Source organism: Vibrio genomosp. F6, assembly GCF_005146325.1.
In the GTDB taxonomy this organism is placed as follows: domain Bacteria; phylum Pseudomonadota; class Gammaproteobacteria; order Enterobacterales; family Vibrionaceae; genus Vibrio; species Vibrio cortegadensis.
Genome location: NZ_SYUT01000031.1, coordinates 46,007 through 64,780 on the forward strand (window position 1 = coordinate 46,007; position 18,774 = coordinate 64,780).

At 42.9% G+C, this 18,774-nt stretch carries 16 protein-coding genes; all 16 read right to left on the bottom strand.

The window, feature by feature from the left end:
* Positions 1 to 136: 136 nt before the first annotated feature.
* The gene (gene glnB, locus FCV43_RS13385; RefSeq protein WP_017053966.1) at positions 137 to 475 is read right to left on the bottom strand and encodes a nitrogen regulatory protein P-II; all 339 of its coding nucleotides are present in this window, start codon (positions 473 to 475) and stop codon (positions 137 to 139) included.
* A gap of 125 nt (positions 476 to 600) precedes the next feature.
* Positions 601 to 912 carry a c-type cytochrome gene (locus FCV43_RS13390; protein WP_017053967.1) on the bottom strand — a complete coding sequence of 104 codons (312 nt, stop codon included), beginning with the start codon at positions 910 to 912 and terminating at the stop codon, positions 601 to 603.
* A 62-nt stretch (positions 913 to 974) separates the two neighbouring features.
* Positions 975 to 2,351: a tRNA lysidine(34) synthetase TilS gene (tilS, locus tag FCV43_RS13395; protein WP_136995474.1), complete on the bottom strand. Its 1,377-nt coding sequence runs from the start codon at positions 2,349 to 2,351 to the stop codon at positions 975 to 977.
* A 221-nt stretch (positions 2,352 to 2,572) separates the two neighbouring features.
* Complete coding sequence (accA, locus tag FCV43_RS13400) at positions 2,573 to 3,532, bottom strand: acetyl-CoA carboxylase carboxyl transferase subunit alpha (protein ID WP_017053969.1); 960 nt, start codon at positions 3,530 to 3,532, stop codon at positions 2,573 to 2,575.
* Between the two features lie 46 nt (positions 3,533 to 3,578).
* Positions 3,579 to 7,058 (bottom strand): DNA polymerase III subunit alpha, encoded by a 3,480-nt coding sequence (gene dnaE, locus FCV43_RS13405; RefSeq protein WP_136995475.1) that lies wholly within the window; start codon positions 7,056 to 7,058, stop codon positions 3,579 to 3,581.
* A 131-nt stretch (positions 7,059 to 7,189) separates the two neighbouring features.
* Positions 7,190 to 7,834: a ribonuclease HII gene (gene rnhB / locus FCV43_RS13410; RefSeq protein ID WP_170961660.1), complete on the bottom strand. Its 645-nt coding sequence runs from the start codon at positions 7,832 to 7,834 to the stop codon at positions 7,190 to 7,192.
* A 1-nt stretch (position 7,835) separates the two neighbouring features.
* Positions 7,836 to 8,993 carry a lipid-A-disaccharide synthase gene (gene lpxB / locus FCV43_RS13415; RefSeq protein WP_136995476.1) on the bottom strand — a complete coding sequence of 386 codons (1,158 nt, stop codon included), beginning with the start codon at positions 8,991 to 8,993 and terminating at the stop codon, positions 7,836 to 7,838.
* A 154-nt stretch (positions 8,994 to 9,147) separates the two neighbouring features.
* Positions 9,148 to 9,936 (bottom strand): acyl-ACP--UDP-N-acetylglucosamine O-acyltransferase, encoded by a 789-nt coding sequence (gene lpxA, locus FCV43_RS13420; protein WP_017053973.1) that lies wholly within the window; start codon positions 9,934 to 9,936, stop codon positions 9,148 to 9,150.
* A gap of 1 nt (position 9,937) precedes the next feature.
* The gene (fabZ, locus tag FCV43_RS13425; RefSeq protein ID WP_029203513.1) at positions 9,938 to 10,390 is read right to left on the bottom strand and encodes a 3-hydroxyacyl-ACP dehydratase FabZ; all 453 of its coding nucleotides are present in this window, start codon (positions 10,388 to 10,390) and stop codon (positions 9,938 to 9,940) included.
* A gap of 92 nt (positions 10,391 to 10,482) precedes the next feature.
* Positions 10,483 to 11,514, bottom strand: a complete 1,032-nt coding sequence (gene lpxD, locus FCV43_RS13430; protein WP_136995477.1) for a UDP-3-O-(3-hydroxymyristoyl)glucosamine N-acyltransferase — start codon at positions 11,512 to 11,514, stop codon at positions 10,483 to 10,485.
* 7 nt (positions 11,515 to 11,521) lie between these two features.
* The gene (locus FCV43_RS13435; RefSeq protein ID WP_029203514.1) at positions 11,522 to 12,022 is read right to left on the bottom strand and encodes an OmpH family outer membrane protein; all 501 of its coding nucleotides are present in this window, start codon (positions 12,020 to 12,022) and stop codon (positions 11,522 to 11,524) included.
* A gap of 26 nt (positions 12,023 to 12,048) precedes the next feature.
* Positions 12,049 to 14,463, bottom strand: coding sequence for an outer membrane protein assembly factor BamA (gene bamA, locus FCV43_RS13440; RefSeq protein ID WP_136995478.1), 2,415 nt, complete (start codon positions 14,461 to 14,463; stop codon positions 12,049 to 12,051).
* Positions 14,464 to 14,511: 48 nt separating this feature from the next.
* Positions 14,512 to 15,870 (bottom strand): sigma E protease regulator RseP, encoded by a 1,359-nt coding sequence (gene rseP / locus FCV43_RS13445; protein ID WP_136995479.1) that lies wholly within the window; start codon positions 15,868 to 15,870, stop codon positions 14,512 to 14,514.
* Complete coding sequence (gene ispC, locus FCV43_RS13450) at positions 15,867 to 17,075, bottom strand: 1-deoxy-D-xylulose-5-phosphate reductoisomerase (protein ID WP_136995480.1); 1,209 nt, start codon at positions 17,073 to 17,075, stop codon at positions 15,867 to 15,869. The genes rseP and ispC overlap by 4 nt, the downstream gene beginning before the upstream one ends.
* A gap of 70 nt (positions 17,076 to 17,145) precedes the next feature.
* On the bottom strand, positions 17,146 to 17,988 hold the full coding sequence (locus FCV43_RS13455) for a phosphatidate cytidylyltransferase (protein ID WP_136995481.1): 843 nt from the start codon (positions 17,986 to 17,988) through the stop codon (positions 17,146 to 17,148).
* 12 nt (positions 17,989 to 18,000) lie between these two features.
* On the bottom strand, positions 18,001 to 18,756 hold the full coding sequence (locus FCV43_RS13460; RefSeq protein ID WP_136995482.1) for an isoprenyl transferase: 756 nt from the start codon (positions 18,754 to 18,756) through the stop codon (positions 18,001 to 18,003).
* Positions 18,757 to 18,774: the final 18 nt, after the last annotated feature.

Below are 18,774 nucleotides of genomic sequence, written 5' to 3' on the forward strand. Positions count from 1 at the left end.
CAACACGGTTCGCTTCGAGGTCTCATCAAATAAGGCTGAGAGCGTGCTTCTACCACTTTAAAACAGAGGCGCTAACACCGTTATAGGGGAAATTTGTGCAATCAAAAAAGGAGCCTTACGGCTCCTTTTGATATTCTTAGACGGCTTCTTCGTCTTCTTCACCAGTTCGAATTCGAACCACGCGTTCAACTTCAGTGATGAATATTTTACCATCACCTATTTTACCCGTTTGTGCCGTTTCAATAATGGTATCAACACATTGATCAGCGACATCGTCAGTGACCACAATTTCCAGTTTTACCTTAGGTAAAAAATCAACCATGTATTCAGCACCACGATAAAGTTCTGTATGCCCTTTCTGACGGCCAAAACCCTTCACTTCAGATACTGTCATTCCCGTGATCCCTACATCCGCTAGAGCTTCACGTACATCGTCCAATTTAAACGGCTTAATGATGGCTTCAATCTTTTTCATGTTCATCCCTTAACTTTATTAATTTCGCTATTATCGGATAGCTATACAAAACATTCAATCTAAAAAAAGCCAGAGCTAACAAGCTCTGGCTTAGATTCTTATTCATGAAAACCTTGGTAATTGAATTACTTAAGACTTGCGTAGTACGCCGCTAAGTTAGCAATATCAGCATCATTCAGCATTGCTGCTTGAGCCTGCATGACAACCGCAAGGCCACCATTACGCTGTTTTGCTTTATATGCATTTAGTGACGATACAATATACTGCTCATTCTGACCTTTAAGATTCGGGTAACCAGGGATCATAGCAACGCCATCTGGGCCGTGACAAGCTGCGCAAATAGCGGCTTTTGTCTTACCTGCTGCGATATCACCAGCCATAACATTGCTACTTAAAAGGCCAAGACCTAACATCAATCCAATCACGACTTTTTTCATTGCTTTACCTATCTTTGTTATTATTTATATGAATATATATACAATTGTGGCATGAAATTAACCTACTTGTCCCAGACGAGTTCACAATCTTGACCAGAAAAGTGTTTATCCACAAATAGGCCGAGTACGGCGACAACCTGATCATCCAACATCAAAATAGGGATCCGCCTACGCTGCCAACTCGGCACACCATATTCTTGAAACAGTTTTTTCAATTTCCGGCTATGCCCTCTTCCCTCAGGGTGAGCAATCAACCCTTCCGGAGCGAAGTGCACATAACAGCTAGATTCCTGCCCTTTTGGTAGGGTGAATTGCATTGTAATGCCTACCGTTTTCTCAAACGATAAATTCGGTGGCTCAGTTAAACTTTCACGATCATTCAACTGAGTCGAACGAGATGCAATTAAGGACACTTCACCTAACCCATCTGGTAAAAACAACGACTTATCAAGTTCAAGAGCATGCTGCCAATCACTCACATCTTGAACATGCTCAACAAAGAAAAGCTTATTCTGATAACGACGAACCTGCCCGTGAGGTAAGTTTAGTATAGGGTTAGCATCTTGCTGGGCATTGGCGACTTGTTTCCAAATCAGTTCAAGGTGGTGACGACTAGGCATCACCTGCTGCATATTTTCAAACCACATGCGAATCAATCGGGAACGAACACGATCACTCTGTTTACCAAGCTGCTTGATATCTAAACCCATGAACTCATCGACAAGACTTGAGTACCGGTCTACCAGTAATTCATCCAGTAATGACTCTTGCTCCGCACACAGTTGAGCACTACGATGAACCGTCGCCCTTAATTCAGGCCAACGCTGAAGTAAACTCGGAGCAATTTGATGGCGAATGAAATTGCGATCATAACGAGTGTCTTGATTGCTTTCATCTTCTACCCAATCAAGCTCCTTGGTTCGAATGTACGATTCAATCACCGAACGTGGAACTTGTAACAGAGGGCGTAATAATTGTCCTTGGCTAAATGGCATCGACTCAGCCATACAGGACAGTCCTCTCGGCCCACTTCCTCGCTTTAAAGCTAGCAGAAAGGTTTCAAGTTGATCATCGGCATGCTGACCGGTAAGCAGAAGGTCATGCTTTGACATATGCGTACTCAGTACCGCATAACGAGCATCTCTCGCTTGCTTCTCAATACTGTCGCCATCATTCAGATCAAGTTGTACTTTTTCGACCACAACTGGAATATTGTTATCACCACACCACGTTACACACTTTTTTGCCCACTCATCAGCATGTTCACTCAAACCATGATGAACATGGACTGCCAAGCACTCAACATCTCGATTGTCTCGTTGAAATTGAGCCAATAAATCCAGCATAACCCTAGAGTCCATTCCGCCGCTTAACCCTAGAATAATTTTGGATTCCGGTTGGCGATATTGATTAATTGATTGAGTAAAAGTGTCGAACATAGATGAACACATAGAGAGCCTAAGTAGAGTGCCAAGAGTATGGATAATCCGTGCTATTGAACAGAATCAGGATGACTAACAACAATCCGTATCAAATAGACGAAAGTATCCTAGCCTGCGACAAGTGGATAATCAATATAAGATAGATGGTGAAACTGCATCCACAAAAAAAGGCTAGATAACCATCTAGCCTTTCCAATATCAATATGTCTTACGAGCGATTAACAGTAACCGTAGCTCATTAATCGTTGGTAGCGACGTTCAAGCAGCGTATCTTGATCAAATTGCTCTAATTCAGCCAGTTGTTTAACCAATGTTGCTTTCATATTCGCAGCCATTTGGATTGGGTCACGATGTGCGCCACCTAGTGGTTCATCGATAATATCATCAATCAACTCAAGCTCTTTAAGGCGAGGAGCAACAAGCCCCATCGCTTCAGCAGCTTGTGGCGCTTTATCTGAATCGCGCCATAGAATTGAAGCACAACCTTCAGGAGAGATCACGGAATACGTCGAGTATTGCAGCATGTTAACGTAATCGCCGACACCGATCGCCAATGCACCACCAGAACCACCTTCACCAACAACGTTACAAATAACAGGCACAGTTAGACCTGCCATAACTTTTAAGTTTTTAGCAATAGCTTCTGATTGACCACGCTCTTCAGCACCAACACCTGGGTAGGCTCCAGCGGTATCAATGAAAGTGATAATTGGCATGTTAAAACGCTCTGCCATTTCCATTAAGCGTAATGCTTTACGGTAACCTTCAGGCTTTGGCATACCAAAGTTGCGGATCACTTTTTCTTTGGTCTCACGACCTTTCTGGTGACCAATAACCATCACTGGACGGCCGTCTAAACGAGCCATACCACCAACAATCGCTTTATCATCAGCAAACGCACGATCACCTGCCAGTTCTTCAAACTCGGTAAAGGCATGCTCTAAATAGTCAAGCGTGTAAGGACGCTGTGGATGACGAGCGAGTTGCGCTACTTGCCATGCACCAAGGTCACTAAAGATTTTCTTTTTAAGCTCTAAGCTTTTTTTCTCTAGTTGTTCAATTTCTTTGTCTAGATCGACCGCTGCGTCGCCACCATGGCGAGATACATCACGTAAAGCTTCAATTTTTGCTTCTAGTTCAGCGATAGGCTTTTCAAATTCTAGAAAGTTTAGGCTCATCTATGAATCCTTTTTTACTCAGCTCTCCGAAAGTTGGAGCTAAATTTTAGTTAAATTCGAGTTCCACTTGGCCATTTCCAAGTAGCAGTTTTAATTCATCTAGTAATGTATCAGAAGGAGTCACTCTCCACTCTGCACCAAGAGATAACCGCGCTCTTGCGTCGGAACGTTGGTAGTATACATTGACGGGAACAGTTCCCGCTCGGTGAGGCTCTAAGATTTGACTAAAGCGCTCAAAAAATTTCTCATCGACTTGTGATTGTTCAATAGAAATAGACAAACCACGAGCGTATTTTTCTCGTGCTTCTCCAAGATCCATAACTTCGCGCGCGGACATTTTAAGCCCACCATTGAAGTCATCAAAGCTGACCTGTCCAGAAATGACTAATATTTTGTCTTTTTCTAGTAATTCAGCATACCTTTCTAAGGCATCCGAGAATAGCATCACTTCCATTCGACCCGATCGGTCATCAATGGTCATCAATCCTATTCGGGTACCTCGCTTGGTCGTCATCACTCGAGCAGCGATCACCAAGCCCGCAATAGTCACCGATTGATCCCGTCTTGTCGGGGTCGCATCAGTTAGTCGACAACTGGTGTACTTAGCAAGTTCCTTTATATACGCATTAATTGGGTGTCCGGTCAAATAAAGCCCTAAAGTTTCGCGCTCACCTTCCAGCCAGACTTTTTCAGGCCATGCTGGTACTTGAGTATACTTTTGCTCAACTTCTTCTGGGGCATCGGTTAATACACCGAACATATCAGCCTGACCAAACGCTTCTGCTTGATGGTGTTGGCTCGCCGCTTTTACTGCATCATTCAATGACGCCATCATAGCAGCTCGGTGCGGCCCGAGACGATCAAGAGCACCAGAGTAGATCAGCTTCTCTATCACTCGTTTATTGACTTTTTTCAAATCAATTCGCGCACAAAAATCAAAGAGATCTTTAAAGTGACCTCCCTTTTCTCGTGCCGCGATGATCACTTCGATTGGGCCTTCACCCACCCCTTTTATCGCGCCAATACCATAAACGATGGCACCATTTTCATCGACATTAAACCGATAAAGTCCCGAGTTAATATCCGGTGGCAGTAACTTCAATTTCATACGCAGACATTCATCGACTAAGCCGATAACTTTCTCTGTGTTGTCCATATCCGCTGTCATTACCGCCGCCATAAATTCAGCAGGGTAATGTGTTTTTAGCCATAAGGTTTGATATGAAACCAGTGCGTATGCGGCTGAGTGAGATTTGTTGAAGCCATAACCTGCGAACTTTTCTACCAAGTCGAAGATTTTCATCGACAACTCGCCATCAACACCGTTGGCTATCGCACCTTCTTTGAACGTCCCACGCTGTTTCGCCATCTCTTCTGGCTTTTTCTTACCCATCGCACGACGCAGCATATCTGCGCCACCTAGCGTATATCCAGCAAGAATTTGGGCGATTTGCATAACTTGTTCTTGATACAAGATAATGCCGTAAGTGGGCTCAAGCGTCTCTTTCAGTGAGTCGTGTTGCCACTTTTCATCGGGATAAGATACCGCTTCACGACCATGTTTACGGTCGATAAAGTTATCTACCATGCCCGATTGCAGCGGTCCCGGACGGAACAGTGCAACCAATGCGATAATATCTTCAAAACAGTCGGGTTGCAGACGCTTGATCAGATCTTTCATTCCGCGAGATTCTAATTGGAATACCGCCGTGGTTTCTGAGTTTTGCAGCAACCTGAATGAAGCAGGATCATCCAACGGAATAGAATCGATACGAACCCGCTCTTTACCCTCTTTTTCTAAGCGAGGATTCACTAACCCCAACGCCCAATCGATGATGGTTAATGTTCTTAAACCTAAGAAGTCGAACTTAACCAGACCGGCGGTTTCAACGTCATTTTTATCAAACTGTGTAACCGGGAAGTTACCGTCGGCATCACAATAAATAGGAGCAAAATCGGTGATCGTCGTTGGCGATATTACAACCCCACCCGCGTGTTTACCTGCATTTCGGGTACAACCTTCTAGAATTCGGCACTTATCAATAAGTTCTCGAACTTCTTCATCGGCATCATACAATTCAGGCAGCGAAGGTTCCGCTTTGAACGCTTTTTCTAACGTCATTCCCGGATCTGGCGGGATCATTTTTGAGATACGATCGACAAAGCCAAACGGGTGACCGAGAACACGTCCAACATCACGAATAACCGCTTTTGCTGCCATGGTTCCAAAGGTGATAATCTGAGATACCGCATCTCGACCATACATTTCCGCTACGTGATCAATCACTTGGTCACGTTTATCCATACAAAAGTCGATATCGAAATCGGGCATAGAGACACGTTCAGGGTTCAAGAAACGTTCAAATAGAAGATCGTACTCTAGTGGGTCTAAGTCGGTAATATCAAGCGCATAAGCCACGAGTGAACCGGCACCAGAGCCTCGGCCAGGACCTACAGGAACATCATTGTCTTTTGACCACTGAATGAACTCCATTACAATCAAAAAGTAGCCTGGGAAACCCATGTTATTGACTACTTCTAGCTCAATTTTTAGACGCTCATCGTACTCAGGCCTTCTCTCCTCACGCACTTTCTCGTCTGGAAACAAGAATGCCAATCGTCTTTCTAACCCTTCTTCTGATTTTTTAATCAGATAGTCTTCGATCTTAAGACCTTCGGTTGGGAAATTAGGTAGGAAATACTCCCCAAGACGCACTGTCACATTACAACGCTTAGCAATCTCGACTGAGTTGGCTAGTGCTTCAGGAATGTCCGAGAACAACTCGCACATCTCTTCTTCAGTACGTAAGTATTGCTGTGCGCTGTAGTTCTTAGGGCGACGAGGATCGACCATTGTAAAGCCATCATGGATCGCCACGCGAATTTCATGGGCGTCAAACAGGTCTTCAGTCAGGAAGACAACTTCATTGGTTGCTACGACAGGCAAATCGGTTTGCTCTGAGAGCTCTAAAGCGAAATGCAGATAGGCTTCTTCATCTGGTCTGCCTGTTCGAATCAGCTCCAAATAAAAGCGGTCTGGAAAGTGCGTTTTGTAGAATTCGACACACTGTCCGACAATTTCGGCATTCCCCTTCAACAATGCTTTTCCAATCTCACCACTTTTCGCGCCAGATAGGATAATCAGACCTTGCTTGTGATTAACGAGCCACTCTTTATCAATCACGGGGATATGCTGAACATGCCCACGTTGATAAGCTTCTGAAATCAATAGTGTTAAGTTGTTATATCCAACATTATCGGAAGCAAGAATAGTCAACTTTGTCAGCTCATCACCAAACTCCGGCGACTGCATCATGAAATCAGCACCAATGATCGGCTTGATACCACAATTGTGTGCTGTCCCATAAAATTTCACCAAACCACATAGGTTAGTAAAATCGGTTAATGCAAGCGCTGGCATGCCCATTTCTGCGACCTTTTTGACCAACGGTGGCACTTTCGACAGGCCGTCGATCATCGAGAAATCACTGTGAACACGTAAATGTATAAACTTAGGGTCTGACATAAATAATTTGAGTTCTAAATAATCTAATCAATTGTTAATTCAGTGGATATGGAACCTGAATTAACCAGAATATGGCCGTAAATAAGCACTGAATTGACTTATTTACGTAGAGAAGCATTGTATAGCAGCTTTTATTCGATACCCAGAGCTCTTTTAACTGGCTTGAAACTCTTACGGTGCTGGTCGATGACACCATGTTGTTCGATAGCAGCAAAATGGGCTTTGGTTGGATACCCTTTGTGCTGCGCAAAACCAAATTCAGGATGAAGTTTATCCAGATCTTCCATCTCTTGATCACGAACCACTTTAGCGATGATAGAGGCCGCACTGATCTCTTGAACTCGAAGGTCGCCTTTCACTACAGCAATGGCGTCCATTGATAACGTCGGCACTCGGTTTCCATCAATAAGAGCAAGATCTGGCTGAATAGCTAACCCTTCGATTGCACGCTGCATCGCAACCATCGTCGCTTGCAAAATATTAAATTGATCGATCTCTTCTGGAGAGCAGCGCCCCACCGCCCATGCTAGGGCTTTTTCTTTAATCTCAGGGTAAAGTGCGAGGCGTTTTTTTTCTGATAGTTTCTTTGAGTCCGTTAGCCCTTCAATTGGATTATTCGGATCGAGAATCACAGCCGCTGTCACCACATCGCCAACCAGTGGACCGCGGCCTACTTCATCAATACCCGCAACAAGGGAATACCCCGTAGGATATTCAAATTCAGGCAGTTCTTGTTTCTCTTTTACGGTTTTTTTCATCGATTTTTTATCTGTCATATTAATCTGTTTGTAAACCAATCAAATTGAGCACTGCATTTGCGGCTTGTGTATCCGCATCCTTACGTATCCACTGATGCATTTCAGTAAATGATTGAATCAATTCAACGTTATCATTAGCCAGTACTTCTTCCATTGCGGGATAAAGGAAATCAGGATGGCACTCTTCTTGAATGAACTCTTTAACCAACTCTTTACCCGCAAGCACATTTGGCAATGATACAAATTCAGTAATCGATAGCTTTTGTGCAATCCAGCCAGTGAGTTTATTGACTTGATAACCAACAACCATTGGTCGCTTCACCAACATACATTCAAGCGCAACGGTACCAGATGCAAGTAAAACCGCATCGGAAGCAGTCATAACATTTCTTGCGGTATCTTCAATGATAACGAAATCCAGCTCAGGTGCAGTCTCTTTCCAGATTGATTCAAATTGCTCTCGGCGTTTTTTGTTCACAGCAGCAACAACAAACCCCATCTCAGGGTGCTTAGCATGAATACGCTGGCAAGTCTCGATGAAAGGTTTAGCAATCAATGCTACCTCTCCTCCACGACTCCCTGGTAGCACTGCAAGCCATTGACGATCTTGCTCTAAATTCAGCAGTTCACGAGCCGCGCGTTGATCACTTACTAATGGGATCGCATCAGCAAGAGTGTGGCCGATAAATTCACAAGCTACATTATATTTATCATAGAAAGCTTTCTCGAATGGCAGAAATGCCAACACTAAATCCGTCGCGGCATCAATTTTAAATATGCGCTTTGGTCGCCATGCCCACACAGAAGGGCTGACATAATGCACGGTTTTTATTCCTGCATCTTTGAGCGTTTTTTCTAATCGAAGATTAAAATCAGGCGCATCAATACCGATAAAAACATCCGGTGGATTTTGCGTAAAATACTCAACTAGTTGATGCTTTACTTTCAATAACCTTGGTAATCGACCTAGGACTTCAACAAGCCCCATGACTGCCAATTCTTCCATATCAAACAGAGATTCGCAGCCTGAAGCGATCATCTTAGGGCCACCAATACCCACGAATTCAGCATCCGGATATTGCTGTTTAATCGATTTAATAAAACCTTCACCTAAGGTATCACCAGAAAGTTCTCCAGCGACGATTCCGATGCGTAGTGGTTTTTTTGCGTTTAACATGTCACTTATCCCAATAACTGTGGCATAAATCATACCAATCTAAAAACACAAAAAGACCGCTGAAAACAGCGATCTTTATTGACAACAATAGCAACTGAATACTCAATCACAGTACTTGGTAATTAATGGTACTGAAGAAAGAATAGAATAGTACTTAGCGAATAATGCCACGCGTTGATTTTTCAAAGATATCAAGAAATCCTTGTAACACAGGGAACTCTGCAAGTTCGCGGTTAATCTCGACTTTTGCTTCTTCTAAGGTATTGCCATTGCGGTAGAGTGCTTTATAAGCACGGCGAATCGCGTGGATCTCTTTCTTTTCAAATCCGCGACGCTTTAACCCTTCGATATTGATACCAAATGGTTTTGCATGGTTACCTTGAGCCATCACGTATGGAGGGACATCTTGAACCACAACCGATGCACCACCAATAAAGCTATGAGCGCCAACGGTACAGAATTGGTGTACAGGAGATAAGGCAGAAACAATCGCGTAATCTTCAACGGTTACATGTCCCGCAAGAGTTGCATTATTACCCATGATGATGTTATCACCGACAACACAGTCATGAGCGATGTGGACATTGACACAAAATAAGTTATCACTACCAACGGTAGTCACACCTTTATCTTGAACAGTACCACGATGCATCTGTACGCTTTCACGAATGATATTTCTATCGCCTACAATTAGACGTGTATCTTCGCCTTGATACTTTTTATCTTGACACTCTTCACCAACAACCGCGAATGGGAAAATACGGTTATCTTTGCCAATAACTGTAGGTCCCTTGATCACTACGTGAGACATAACTTCTGTCCCATCGCCAATTTCTACGTTGCCTGTAATATAGGTGAAAGGTCCTACTGTAACATTAGCGCCGATTTTGGCACCCTCTTCAACGACAGCAGAAGGGTGGATTTGAGCGGTTTCATGAATCATATTAAAACTCTCTACGTGCACACTTAAGTTCAGCGGAACAAACAACGTCGCCATCTACACGAGCGACACCATTAAATTGAGCAATACCACGACGTTCTTTAATGAATTCTACTTCAATGATCATTTGATCACCTGGGACAACCGGTTTACGGAACTTCGCTTTATCTACACTAGCAAAGTAATAAAGCTCATTCTCAGATGGTGCACCAAATGATTTAAAGGCTAGTAAACCTGTCGCTTGAGCCATGGCTTCAAGAATTAAAACACCAGGGAATACCGGAAGCTGAGGAAAATGACCCGTAAACTGTGGTTCATTAACGGAAACATTTTTAATTGCCGTTAGGTGCTTCGCTTCTTCAAAGTCAACAACACGATCGATCAACAAAAATGGGTAGCGATGAGGTAAAAGCTCCTGAATTTCAGTGATATTCATCGTTTTCTTTTCAGTAGTCAAAGTCATATTCCTATTCTAATACTTAATTAATTATTTGCGATTATAGACGAAAAAGACCCGCACATCGCGAGCCTTCTTCAATAAATATGGTATTACGATTCCACATTTCCATCGATTAACTTCTCGACAGCTTTTAATCGCTTATTCATATCGTCAATTCGATGTACGCGAGTCGCTGTTTTACGCCACTCTTTATTGGTTTGCAATGGGATACCAGAAGAGTACATGCCTTTCTCTTTGATTGAGCGCATGACCATACCCATACCGGTGATCGTTACTCCATCGACGATTTCAATGTGACCATTAATCACACAACCACCACCAATAATACAGTATTTACCAATACTAGTGCTGCCTGCGATAATAGTACCACCAGCAAGAGCTGAACCATATCCGATGTGAACATTATGGGCAATTTGGAGTTGGTTATCCAAAATTACATTATCTTCCACAATGGTATCGTCTAATGCACCGCGATCGATCGTCGTACAAGAGCCGATTTCAACACGGTTACCAATACGAACAGAGCCGACTTGAGGAATTTTGATCCACTCGCCTTTCTCATTCGCATAACCAAAACCATCAGAGCCAATCACTGTATTTGCTTGAACTAAACAATCGCTTCCAAGCTCAACATCATGATAGATACTTACATTCGACCATAACTGAGTGTTAGCACCGATTTTGGCTTTTTGACCAATAAAGCAACCTGCACCGATAACAGCACCATCGCCGAGTTCAGCTCCAGATTCAATCACAGCATTCGCACCAATAGAGACGTTTTTACCAATAATGGCATCGCTAGCAACAACGGCAGAAAGTGCAATACCTTCAGCCGCTGCAGGTGTTAAATCTAAAGCTTGAGCAACTTTAGCAAAAGCAACATAGGGGTCATCCACAACAATAACATTTGTCTGACAAAGTTCTCTTTCCGCCGCCTTAACCATAATGGCAGATGCACAGCAATCAGCTAAATGCTTGCTGTATTTTGCATTCGAAAGAAAAGTGATTTCTCCTTGTTTTGCTTTATCCATAGGAGCAACCGATGAGATGATTTGATCACCTTCACCGTAGAGCTCTCCCCCGGTAATTACGGCCAATTCGGCTAAAGTGAGTTGTGGCATAACGTTCTTATTTTAATTGCTTAATAACCAGTTCTGACACATTAAATTCAGGCTTACCATATTGCATAGCTTGAATATCAACGATCAGATCGTAACCTTCTTTTTCAGCAACCGCTTTTACTGCTGCTTGAATTTGCTTAAATAGTTTTTGCTTCTCTTGAGCTTCGCGACGTTGACTCGCCTTCTCTAAAGCTTGTCCTTTGATTTTGTAGTTGCTCTGAAGTTGGCCAATTTCAATACGTAGTTTTTCAACTTCGTCTGGACCTAGTAGCTCACCATCACGCTTAAGTTTTTCAATTTTTGTTGCTGCTTCAGCTTGAATCGCTTGTAGTTCAGCCGCTTTATCTTTGAACTCTTCTTGCAATTTTTGCAGTACGATTTCACGTTGAGGTAGCTCTTGGAATACTTGAGCAGTATTAACATAACCAACTTTCTGAGCAGCTTCCGCAGCTTGAGCAAATAAAGAAGAGCTTAATACGATAAGGCCAAGACCCGCTGCTTTCATCATGTTTTTCAAAATATATTCCTTAAAATTTAGAATGTTCTACCAATAGTGAAAGTGAAGAACTCTTCATCATCACCTTCAAAAGATTTAGCCGGCTTCGCGACTGAGAATACTAATGGCCCCATAGGAGACATCCACTGCAACGCAGCGCCATATGACGAACGATAATTTGTTGGGTCTGAATAATCGTAGTAGTAAGCGCCACCAGGCATGTCAGCACTCGCTTTACGGTAATCAAATTCGGTATCCCATACACTTGCCATATCGAAGAATACGCTAGTACGGATTTGATTTCGTACTTCATCCGATGCAAATGGTGTTGGTACGATCAGCTCAATACTTGCCAATGCCACCGCGTTACCACCGACAGAGTCATCTGTCGCTTTATAATTAGGGTTATTACCTACACCTTCATTATAAACAGCTTTAGGCCCGGCGGAGTTCGAACCAAAACCACGTAAAGTGGTAAAGCCGCCCGCGTAGTAGTTCTCATAGAATGGGAATAAGTTATCATTACCATTCGTTTGACCATAACCATTACCGTAACCTAAACGACCACGCATCAAGAGCGTAAATTCATGCTTTTTGGTTAAAGGTATGTACTGTTTCACATCATACTGAGCTTTAAAATACTGAACATCAGAGCCCGGTACCGTTGCCTTGAAAAATGCTCGTTGATGGTTACCTTCCGTCGGGAAATACCCTCGGTTTAAATTGTTGCGTGTCCATGAAATATTGAGATCAAAATCATTGGTCACCAAGCTACCGTCAGAGTTCATGTTATCGGCTTGCGCTTGTAAAAACTGCTCAATTTGTACATAGGCATCTAAGTTTGAAATCTTATTATGCGTATAACCAATACCAAATTCGACACGGTTGAGCTCATCAAACGGGAAACCCCACGTTAAGCTCGTACCGTAACTTTCATTGGTATAGTCAACAATACCCGCTTCAGAAGCTTCAAATTCATTGTAGAAAACTTTACCACCTAGACTCACACCATCAAGGTTCCAGTATGGGTCACGGTACTCTAAGCTGATATTTTTCTGATAGTCATTCATCATGGCACTGATGCCGACTCGATTACCACTACCGGCAAAGTTATCCTGCTGTAGACCGACTTGGAAACTTATACCAGACTCAGTACCGTAGCCAACACCGAAGTTAACACTACCCGAGTTGGCTTCTTTAACGTTGTACACTAAATCGACTTGATCTTCGCTTCCTGGAACACGAACCGTTTGAACATCAACCGTTTCGAAGTAACCAAGACGGTTCAAACGTGCTTTACCCGTATCAATCGATTTTGAGTTTAACCAACTGCCTTCCATTTGGCGCATTTCACGACGCAAAACTTCGTCTTTTGTGGCGTTATTTCCAGTGAATCGGATGTCTCGAACATAAATTCGACTACCCGCATCAACATTGATAATAAGTGACACTTCATTGGTTTCATCATCAAATTCAGGAATAGTACGAACTTGAGGATAAGCGTAACCCGCCTCCCCTAAAATACGTTTAACCCCTTCCTCTAATTCCGTCACTCGAGAACCGTTATACACTTCGCCAGCTTCAAAAGGATTTAAAGCGGTAAACTCAGCCTCTTTACCTACAAGGTCACCACGGAAATTTATATCCTTAACGGTATAGGCTTCGCCCTCTTCTAAGCCAAGCGTAATATAGACACCTTTCTTATCTGGGGAGATGGCAACCTGTGTCGAATCAAGCTTAAACTTCAAATACCCTCGGTCAAGGTAGTAAGACTTCAATGCTTCTAAATCACCAGCAAGAATCTGCTTCTGGTACTTATCATCAGATAGGAAGTTCCACCACTCAATATCTACGTTCAGATTAAATCGAGAAAGTAACTCTTCATCATTATAAACTTCATTACCAATAAAGTTTATCTGTTGAATTTTAGCGGAAACACCTTCGGTGAAAACAAATTTAAGGTCAGAACGATTGCGAGGAAGTGGGGTTACAACCGCTTTTACCGTCGCATTATATTTACCAACACTGTAGTAAAAATCTTCTAAACCTTTCTCAATATTGCTTAGCGTAGTGCGATCTAAAGCTTCACCCACACGAACCTCAGATGCATCCAAGTTCTGCTGAAGCTGCTCTTCTTTAATCGCTTTATTACCAGAAAATGAGATGCTGGCAATGGTCGGGCGCTCTTTGACTTGGATGACTAAAGCATCGTTATCACGTAATACTTTTACATCTTCAAAGTTACCTGAAGCATAAAGCGCTCGAATAATTTCCGATACGTCTTGTGAGTCAACAGAGTCGCCAATACGAACAGGCATCTTCAATAATGCGGCACCGAGAGCCACACGCTGTAATCCTTCGATTTTTATGTCTTGAACGACAAAATTTTCTGCGCCATTCGCTGACACGCTAGTTGCCAACAACGTTGCGAATAGAATCTGCTTAATCGCCATATTTATTCTAACTATTCCTTGCTACTGCTTTTGATTACGATTTAAAAATCATAAACGAGTAAAATCATTAAATATTGCTAACGCCATCAATGAGAAGATGATAGCTCCTCCGACTCTATACCCCATCTCTTGTACCTTTTCTGGCACCGGGCGTCGGGTTACGGCTTCAATTGCGAAAAACAGCAAATGCCCACCATCTAACATAGGCAATGGAACCAAATTAATGATCCCTAAATTCACACTGATTAATGCTAAAAACCCAAGGAAGTAAACAATGCCATAATCAGCGGTTGCTCCTGCTCCTTTTGCTATCGATATCGGCCCACTTAAATTATCTAGGCCTACATCACCAACAACCAGCTTCTTAAGCATGCTGATCGTCAAGCTTATAATTTGTCCTGTTTTATCAAACGCTTTTTCTATCGATTCAAATACACCATATTTCAGCTCAAATCGATAACTTTGCGGCCATTCTGCGACTTTCGGTGCAATACCCGCAAAACCAATCACTTTATCCTTGGAAATCTTTTTGCTATCTGGTTCTAACACAATAGGAAGAACCACACCATTTCGCTCGATCTCTAAAGCCACTACTTTATTAGGACTTTGGCGTATCGCCTCTACAATCTGCTGCCAGTCCTCAACGAGCGCACCATTGACTCGCACAAACTTATCACCTGCAATCAGCCCAGCTCGAGCGCCTGCCCCGTCTTCTGATACGTTAACCAGTACTGGTGTTATCTCAGGCGTAAACGGAGAAAAACCAAGTGCCCTCATAGCAGACTCAGTTTCTGGGTTAAAGTTCCATTCTCGAATGTCGAGAGTCTTCACTTCTTCGTAACCAACACCATCAACAGGCGTAAGCGTGACTGTCATCACATCATCACCGATATGAGAAATTAACCCCATATTCACTGATTCCCAGTCGAGAGTTCTAACGCCGTCGATCGACTGAAATTGCATTCCACGTTCAATGCCTGACTGTGCCGCAATTGAGTTTGGAATCACTTCGCCAACAACAGGCTTAACCGCTGGAATACCAATTAAAAACACCAGCCAGTAAGCAAAAATCGCGAATACAAAATTAAAAGCAGGACCAGCACCAACAATCGCGCTTCTCTTCCATAGTGCTTTTTGATCGAACGCGTACTGTTTTTGATCTTCAGGCACTTCGTCAACACGAGAATCGAGCATTTTTACGTACCCGCCTAATGGGATCATTGAAAGGCTATATTCGGTCCCATCTTTACCCATTTTTCTCCAGATTGATTTACCAAAACCAATTGAGAATTTTTCCACTTTTACGCCGCAGCGACGGGCTACCCAGAAATGCCCATACTCATGCACAGCCACCAAAATGCCTAACGCAATGATAAATGAAGCGAAGTTCCATAATATATCAATCATAATTTACGCTCACGAGCTGCTTCTAAAGCAAATATTCGAGCCATTCTATCTAGCTCAAGTAGGCTTTCCAAGCTATCAATGGAGTGAGAAGTGTTAGTCGCACAGACCTTAGACAATACAGCTTCGTTAACAGCGGCAATGTCCGTAAATTTGAGTGTGTTATTCAAAAATGCGTCAACGGCGACTTCATTGGCTGCGTTTAAAGAGGTGGTGGCATATTGCCCTTCATAACACGCATCAATCGCAAGTTTTAAACAAGGGTAGCGATCGAAATCTGGTTCAAGGAAGGTCAACTGTCCCACTTTAGTAAAATCGAGCGCTTTGACACCAGCATCCACACGCTGAGGGTAAGACATTGTCAGAGCAATAGGTGTCGACATGTCCGGTTCGCCCATCTGAGCTAACACCGAGCCATCTTTATATTGAACCATTGAGTGAATGACAGATTGAGGATGAATAATTACTTTCAGCTGCTCTTTGGAGGCATTAAACAGCCATTTAGCTTCAATATACTCAAGACCTTTGTTCATCATTGTCGCAGAATCAACCGAGATTTTCGGCCCCATCGCCCAGTTAGGATGAGCAATAGCCTGCGCAGGGGAAACCGCACTTAACTCACTGACATCAGTGTAACGAAATGGGCCACCGGATCCGGTCAGTAGTATGTTATCAACTCCACTCTGTTCGAGGTTACATCGACCTAAGTTAGTTTGGATCTCACTAGGTAAGCATTGGAAGATAGCATTATGTTCACTATCAACTGGCAATAATTCTGCGCCAAATTTGTCTACCGCATCAATAAAGAGTTGGCCTGACATCACCAGAGCTTCTTTATTCGCTAACAACACTCGCTTACCCGCTTGTACCGCCGCCATAGTAGGGATAAGTCCAGCAGCGCCAACGATAGCCGCCATCACCGTATCCACTTCATCAAATGAAGCGATATGATTCATCCCTTCCAAGCCTGACAGTACTTGAGTTGAGATTTTTAATGTTAATAGCTGTTCTTTTAATAACTTAGCAGCATCATCACTCGCCATCACTGCATATTTTGGTCGCCACTTCTCACACAGCTGACGCATTTTCTCTACATTGGTTCCGGCAGCCAGAGCAACAACTGAAAAATGTTCAGGGTTTTGCTCTACAACCTTGAGGGTACTAGTGCCAATTGAACCCGTTGCGCCGAGAATAGTTAAATTTCGCATTGCGTATAGACCGTTAGTTGCGAGAAAAAGGCAAGAATGACCTTGCCTTAATCACTAAAATAAAACGTTATTAAAATATATAGTACAGAAGAGCAAATACAGGGAAGGCAGCGGTTAAGCTATCAATGCGATCAAGGATGCCACCATGCCCAGGAATGATATTACTGCTATCTTTAACTCCTGATACACGTTTAAACATACTTTCTACTAAATCACCTAGTACTGAAATGACAACCGTAATAAGCGTGATCACAATCATGTGTAAAGGCGTTGCAAATTGGATATCAAACCAAACTGAGAAGCCCCAGCCAACCAGTAGCGCTGCAATAATGCCTCCCAATAAACCTTCAATCGTTTTATTAGGGCTTACTGCGGGAGCCATCTTTCTTTTGCCAAATGTTTTGCCTGAGAAGTAAGCGCCACTATCAGCCGCCCATACTAAAAAGCAAACAAACATAACAAGCTTAGCGCCGTGGTATGGATCAGTAGAGATATCTTCGGCACGTAGAATCACGACACTCCAAAAAAAAGGAAGTAATGTCAGTAACCCAAACACATGACGTAAGACATTAGAGCCTTGCCAACCAGCTGCCGATTTAGGGTAGGTTATCGCTAAACCGCTCGCGATAATCCACCAGATAGAGCCAACAGCTAAAATTGAAAAGTGCAAACTAGAGAGGGAGTTCAAGCTATCAGCATCGGTAGGCAGTAAGGCATAGCTCGCGGCACCAACAATAACGGATGGGATTAATGCCATATAACGAGATTTGTGTTCTACAAATTGCGTCCACTCCCAAAATCCGAGCAGTGTGATCACTGCCAGAGCTAACATAAATAGCGGGAGCGATAATTCAAAAATTCCTAAAATAACTAGAGGAGCTAAAATCAACGCGGTAATGATTCGTTGTTTCAAACTTTATAATCCTTATTTTTCTTCCATCAATGCTTTAACCTGGTCATCAGTACAACCAAAACGTCGTACGCGATTGACAAACCAAGTTACAGCTTCAACCAGACTGTCTTCATCAAAGTCTGGCCAAAATTCTTCGGTAAAAAACATCTCAGCATAAGCGAGTTGCCAAAGCATAAAGTTACTTATGCGGCATTCACCACTTGTTCTAATCAATAAGTCTACTTCTGGAATATCGGCCATAGTGAGATGTTGAGAGATCATATCCTCATCAATATCACTTACGCTACATTTCCCTTCAGCGACTTTAGTGGCAATAGACTTCATGGCTTCTGTGATGTCCCACTTACCGCCATAATTGGCCGCGACATTAACCACCATACCTGTATTGTTTGCGGTTAACTCTTCAGCTTCAATGATTTTCTTTTGCAAACGAGCACTAAATCGGCTTTTATCACCAATAATACGCAGCTTTAAATTGTTTTTATGGAGTTTTTTTATTTCACTCGATAATACAGTAATAAACAATTCCATAAGCAAGCCCACCTCTTCTTCAGGTCGACGCCAATTCTCACTACTAAATGCAAATAAAGTCACCGCTTCAATTTTCAGCTTACTTGCTGCTGATATCGTTTTTCTTACGGCACTCACCCCTTTTTTATGGCCAAAAACACGAGGCTTTCCATGAGATTTAGCCCAGCGGCCATTACCATCCATTATGATAGCGATATGTTTTGGAAGGGAGTCTGTGAAGTTCTGAGAATTTTGCATATGAAGTTAATTTACGTA

What these genes read in the sequence shown, in the direction of transcription:
- FCV43_RS13435 (WP_029203514.1), bottom strand. Translation starts at nt 12,022, where the DNA reads ATGATGAAAGCAGCGGGTCTTGGCCTTATCGTATTAAGCTCTTCTTTA.
- rnhB (WP_170961660.1), bottom strand. Translation starts at nt 7,834, where the DNA reads ATGACAGATAAAAAATCGATGAAAAAAACCGTAAAAGAGAAACAAGAA.
- rseP (WP_136995479.1), bottom strand. Translation starts at nt 15,870, where the DNA reads ATGATTGATATATTATGGAACTTCGCTTCATTTATCATTGCGTTAGGC.
- FCV43_RS13460 (WP_136995482.1), bottom strand. Translation starts at nt 18,756, where the DNA reads ATGCAAAATTCTCAGAACTTCACAGACTCCCTTCCAAAACATATCGCT.
- accA (WP_017053969.1), bottom strand. Translation starts at nt 3,532, where the DNA reads ATGAGCCTAAACTTTCTAGAATTTGAAAAGCCTATCGCTGAACTAGAA.
- glnB (WP_017053966.1), bottom strand. Translation starts at nt 475, where the DNA reads ATGAAAAAGATTGAAGCCATCATTAAGCCGTTTAAATTGGACGATGTA.
- dnaE (WP_136995475.1), bottom strand. Translation starts at nt 7,058, where the DNA reads ATGTCAGACCCTAAGTTTATACATTTACGTGTTCACAGTGATTTCTCG.
- lpxD (WP_136995477.1), bottom strand. Translation starts at nt 11,514, where the DNA reads ATGCCACAACTCACTTTAGCCGAATTGGCCGTAATTACCGGGGGAGAG.
- FCV43_RS13390 (WP_017053967.1), bottom strand. Translation starts at nt 912, where the DNA reads ATGAAAAAAGTCGTGATTGGATTGATGTTAGGTCTTGGCCTTTTAAGT.
- ispC (WP_136995480.1), bottom strand. Translation starts at nt 17,075, where the DNA reads ATGCGAAATTTAACTATTCTCGGCGCAACGGGTTCAATTGGCACTAGT.
- lpxB (WP_136995476.1), bottom strand. Translation starts at nt 8,993, where the DNA reads ATGTTAAACGCAAAAAAACCACTACGCATCGGAATCGTCGCTGGAGAA.
- bamA (WP_136995478.1), bottom strand. Translation starts at nt 14,463, where the DNA reads ATGGCGATTAAGCAGATTCTATTCGCAACGTTGTTGGCAACTAGCGTG.
- tilS (WP_136995474.1), bottom strand. Translation starts at nt 2,351, where the DNA reads ATGTTCGACACTTTTACTCAATCAATTAATCAATATCGCCAACCGGAA.
- lpxA (WP_017053973.1), bottom strand. Translation starts at nt 9,936, where the DNA reads ATGATTCATGAAACCGCTCAAATCCACCCTTCTGCTGTCGTTGAAGAG.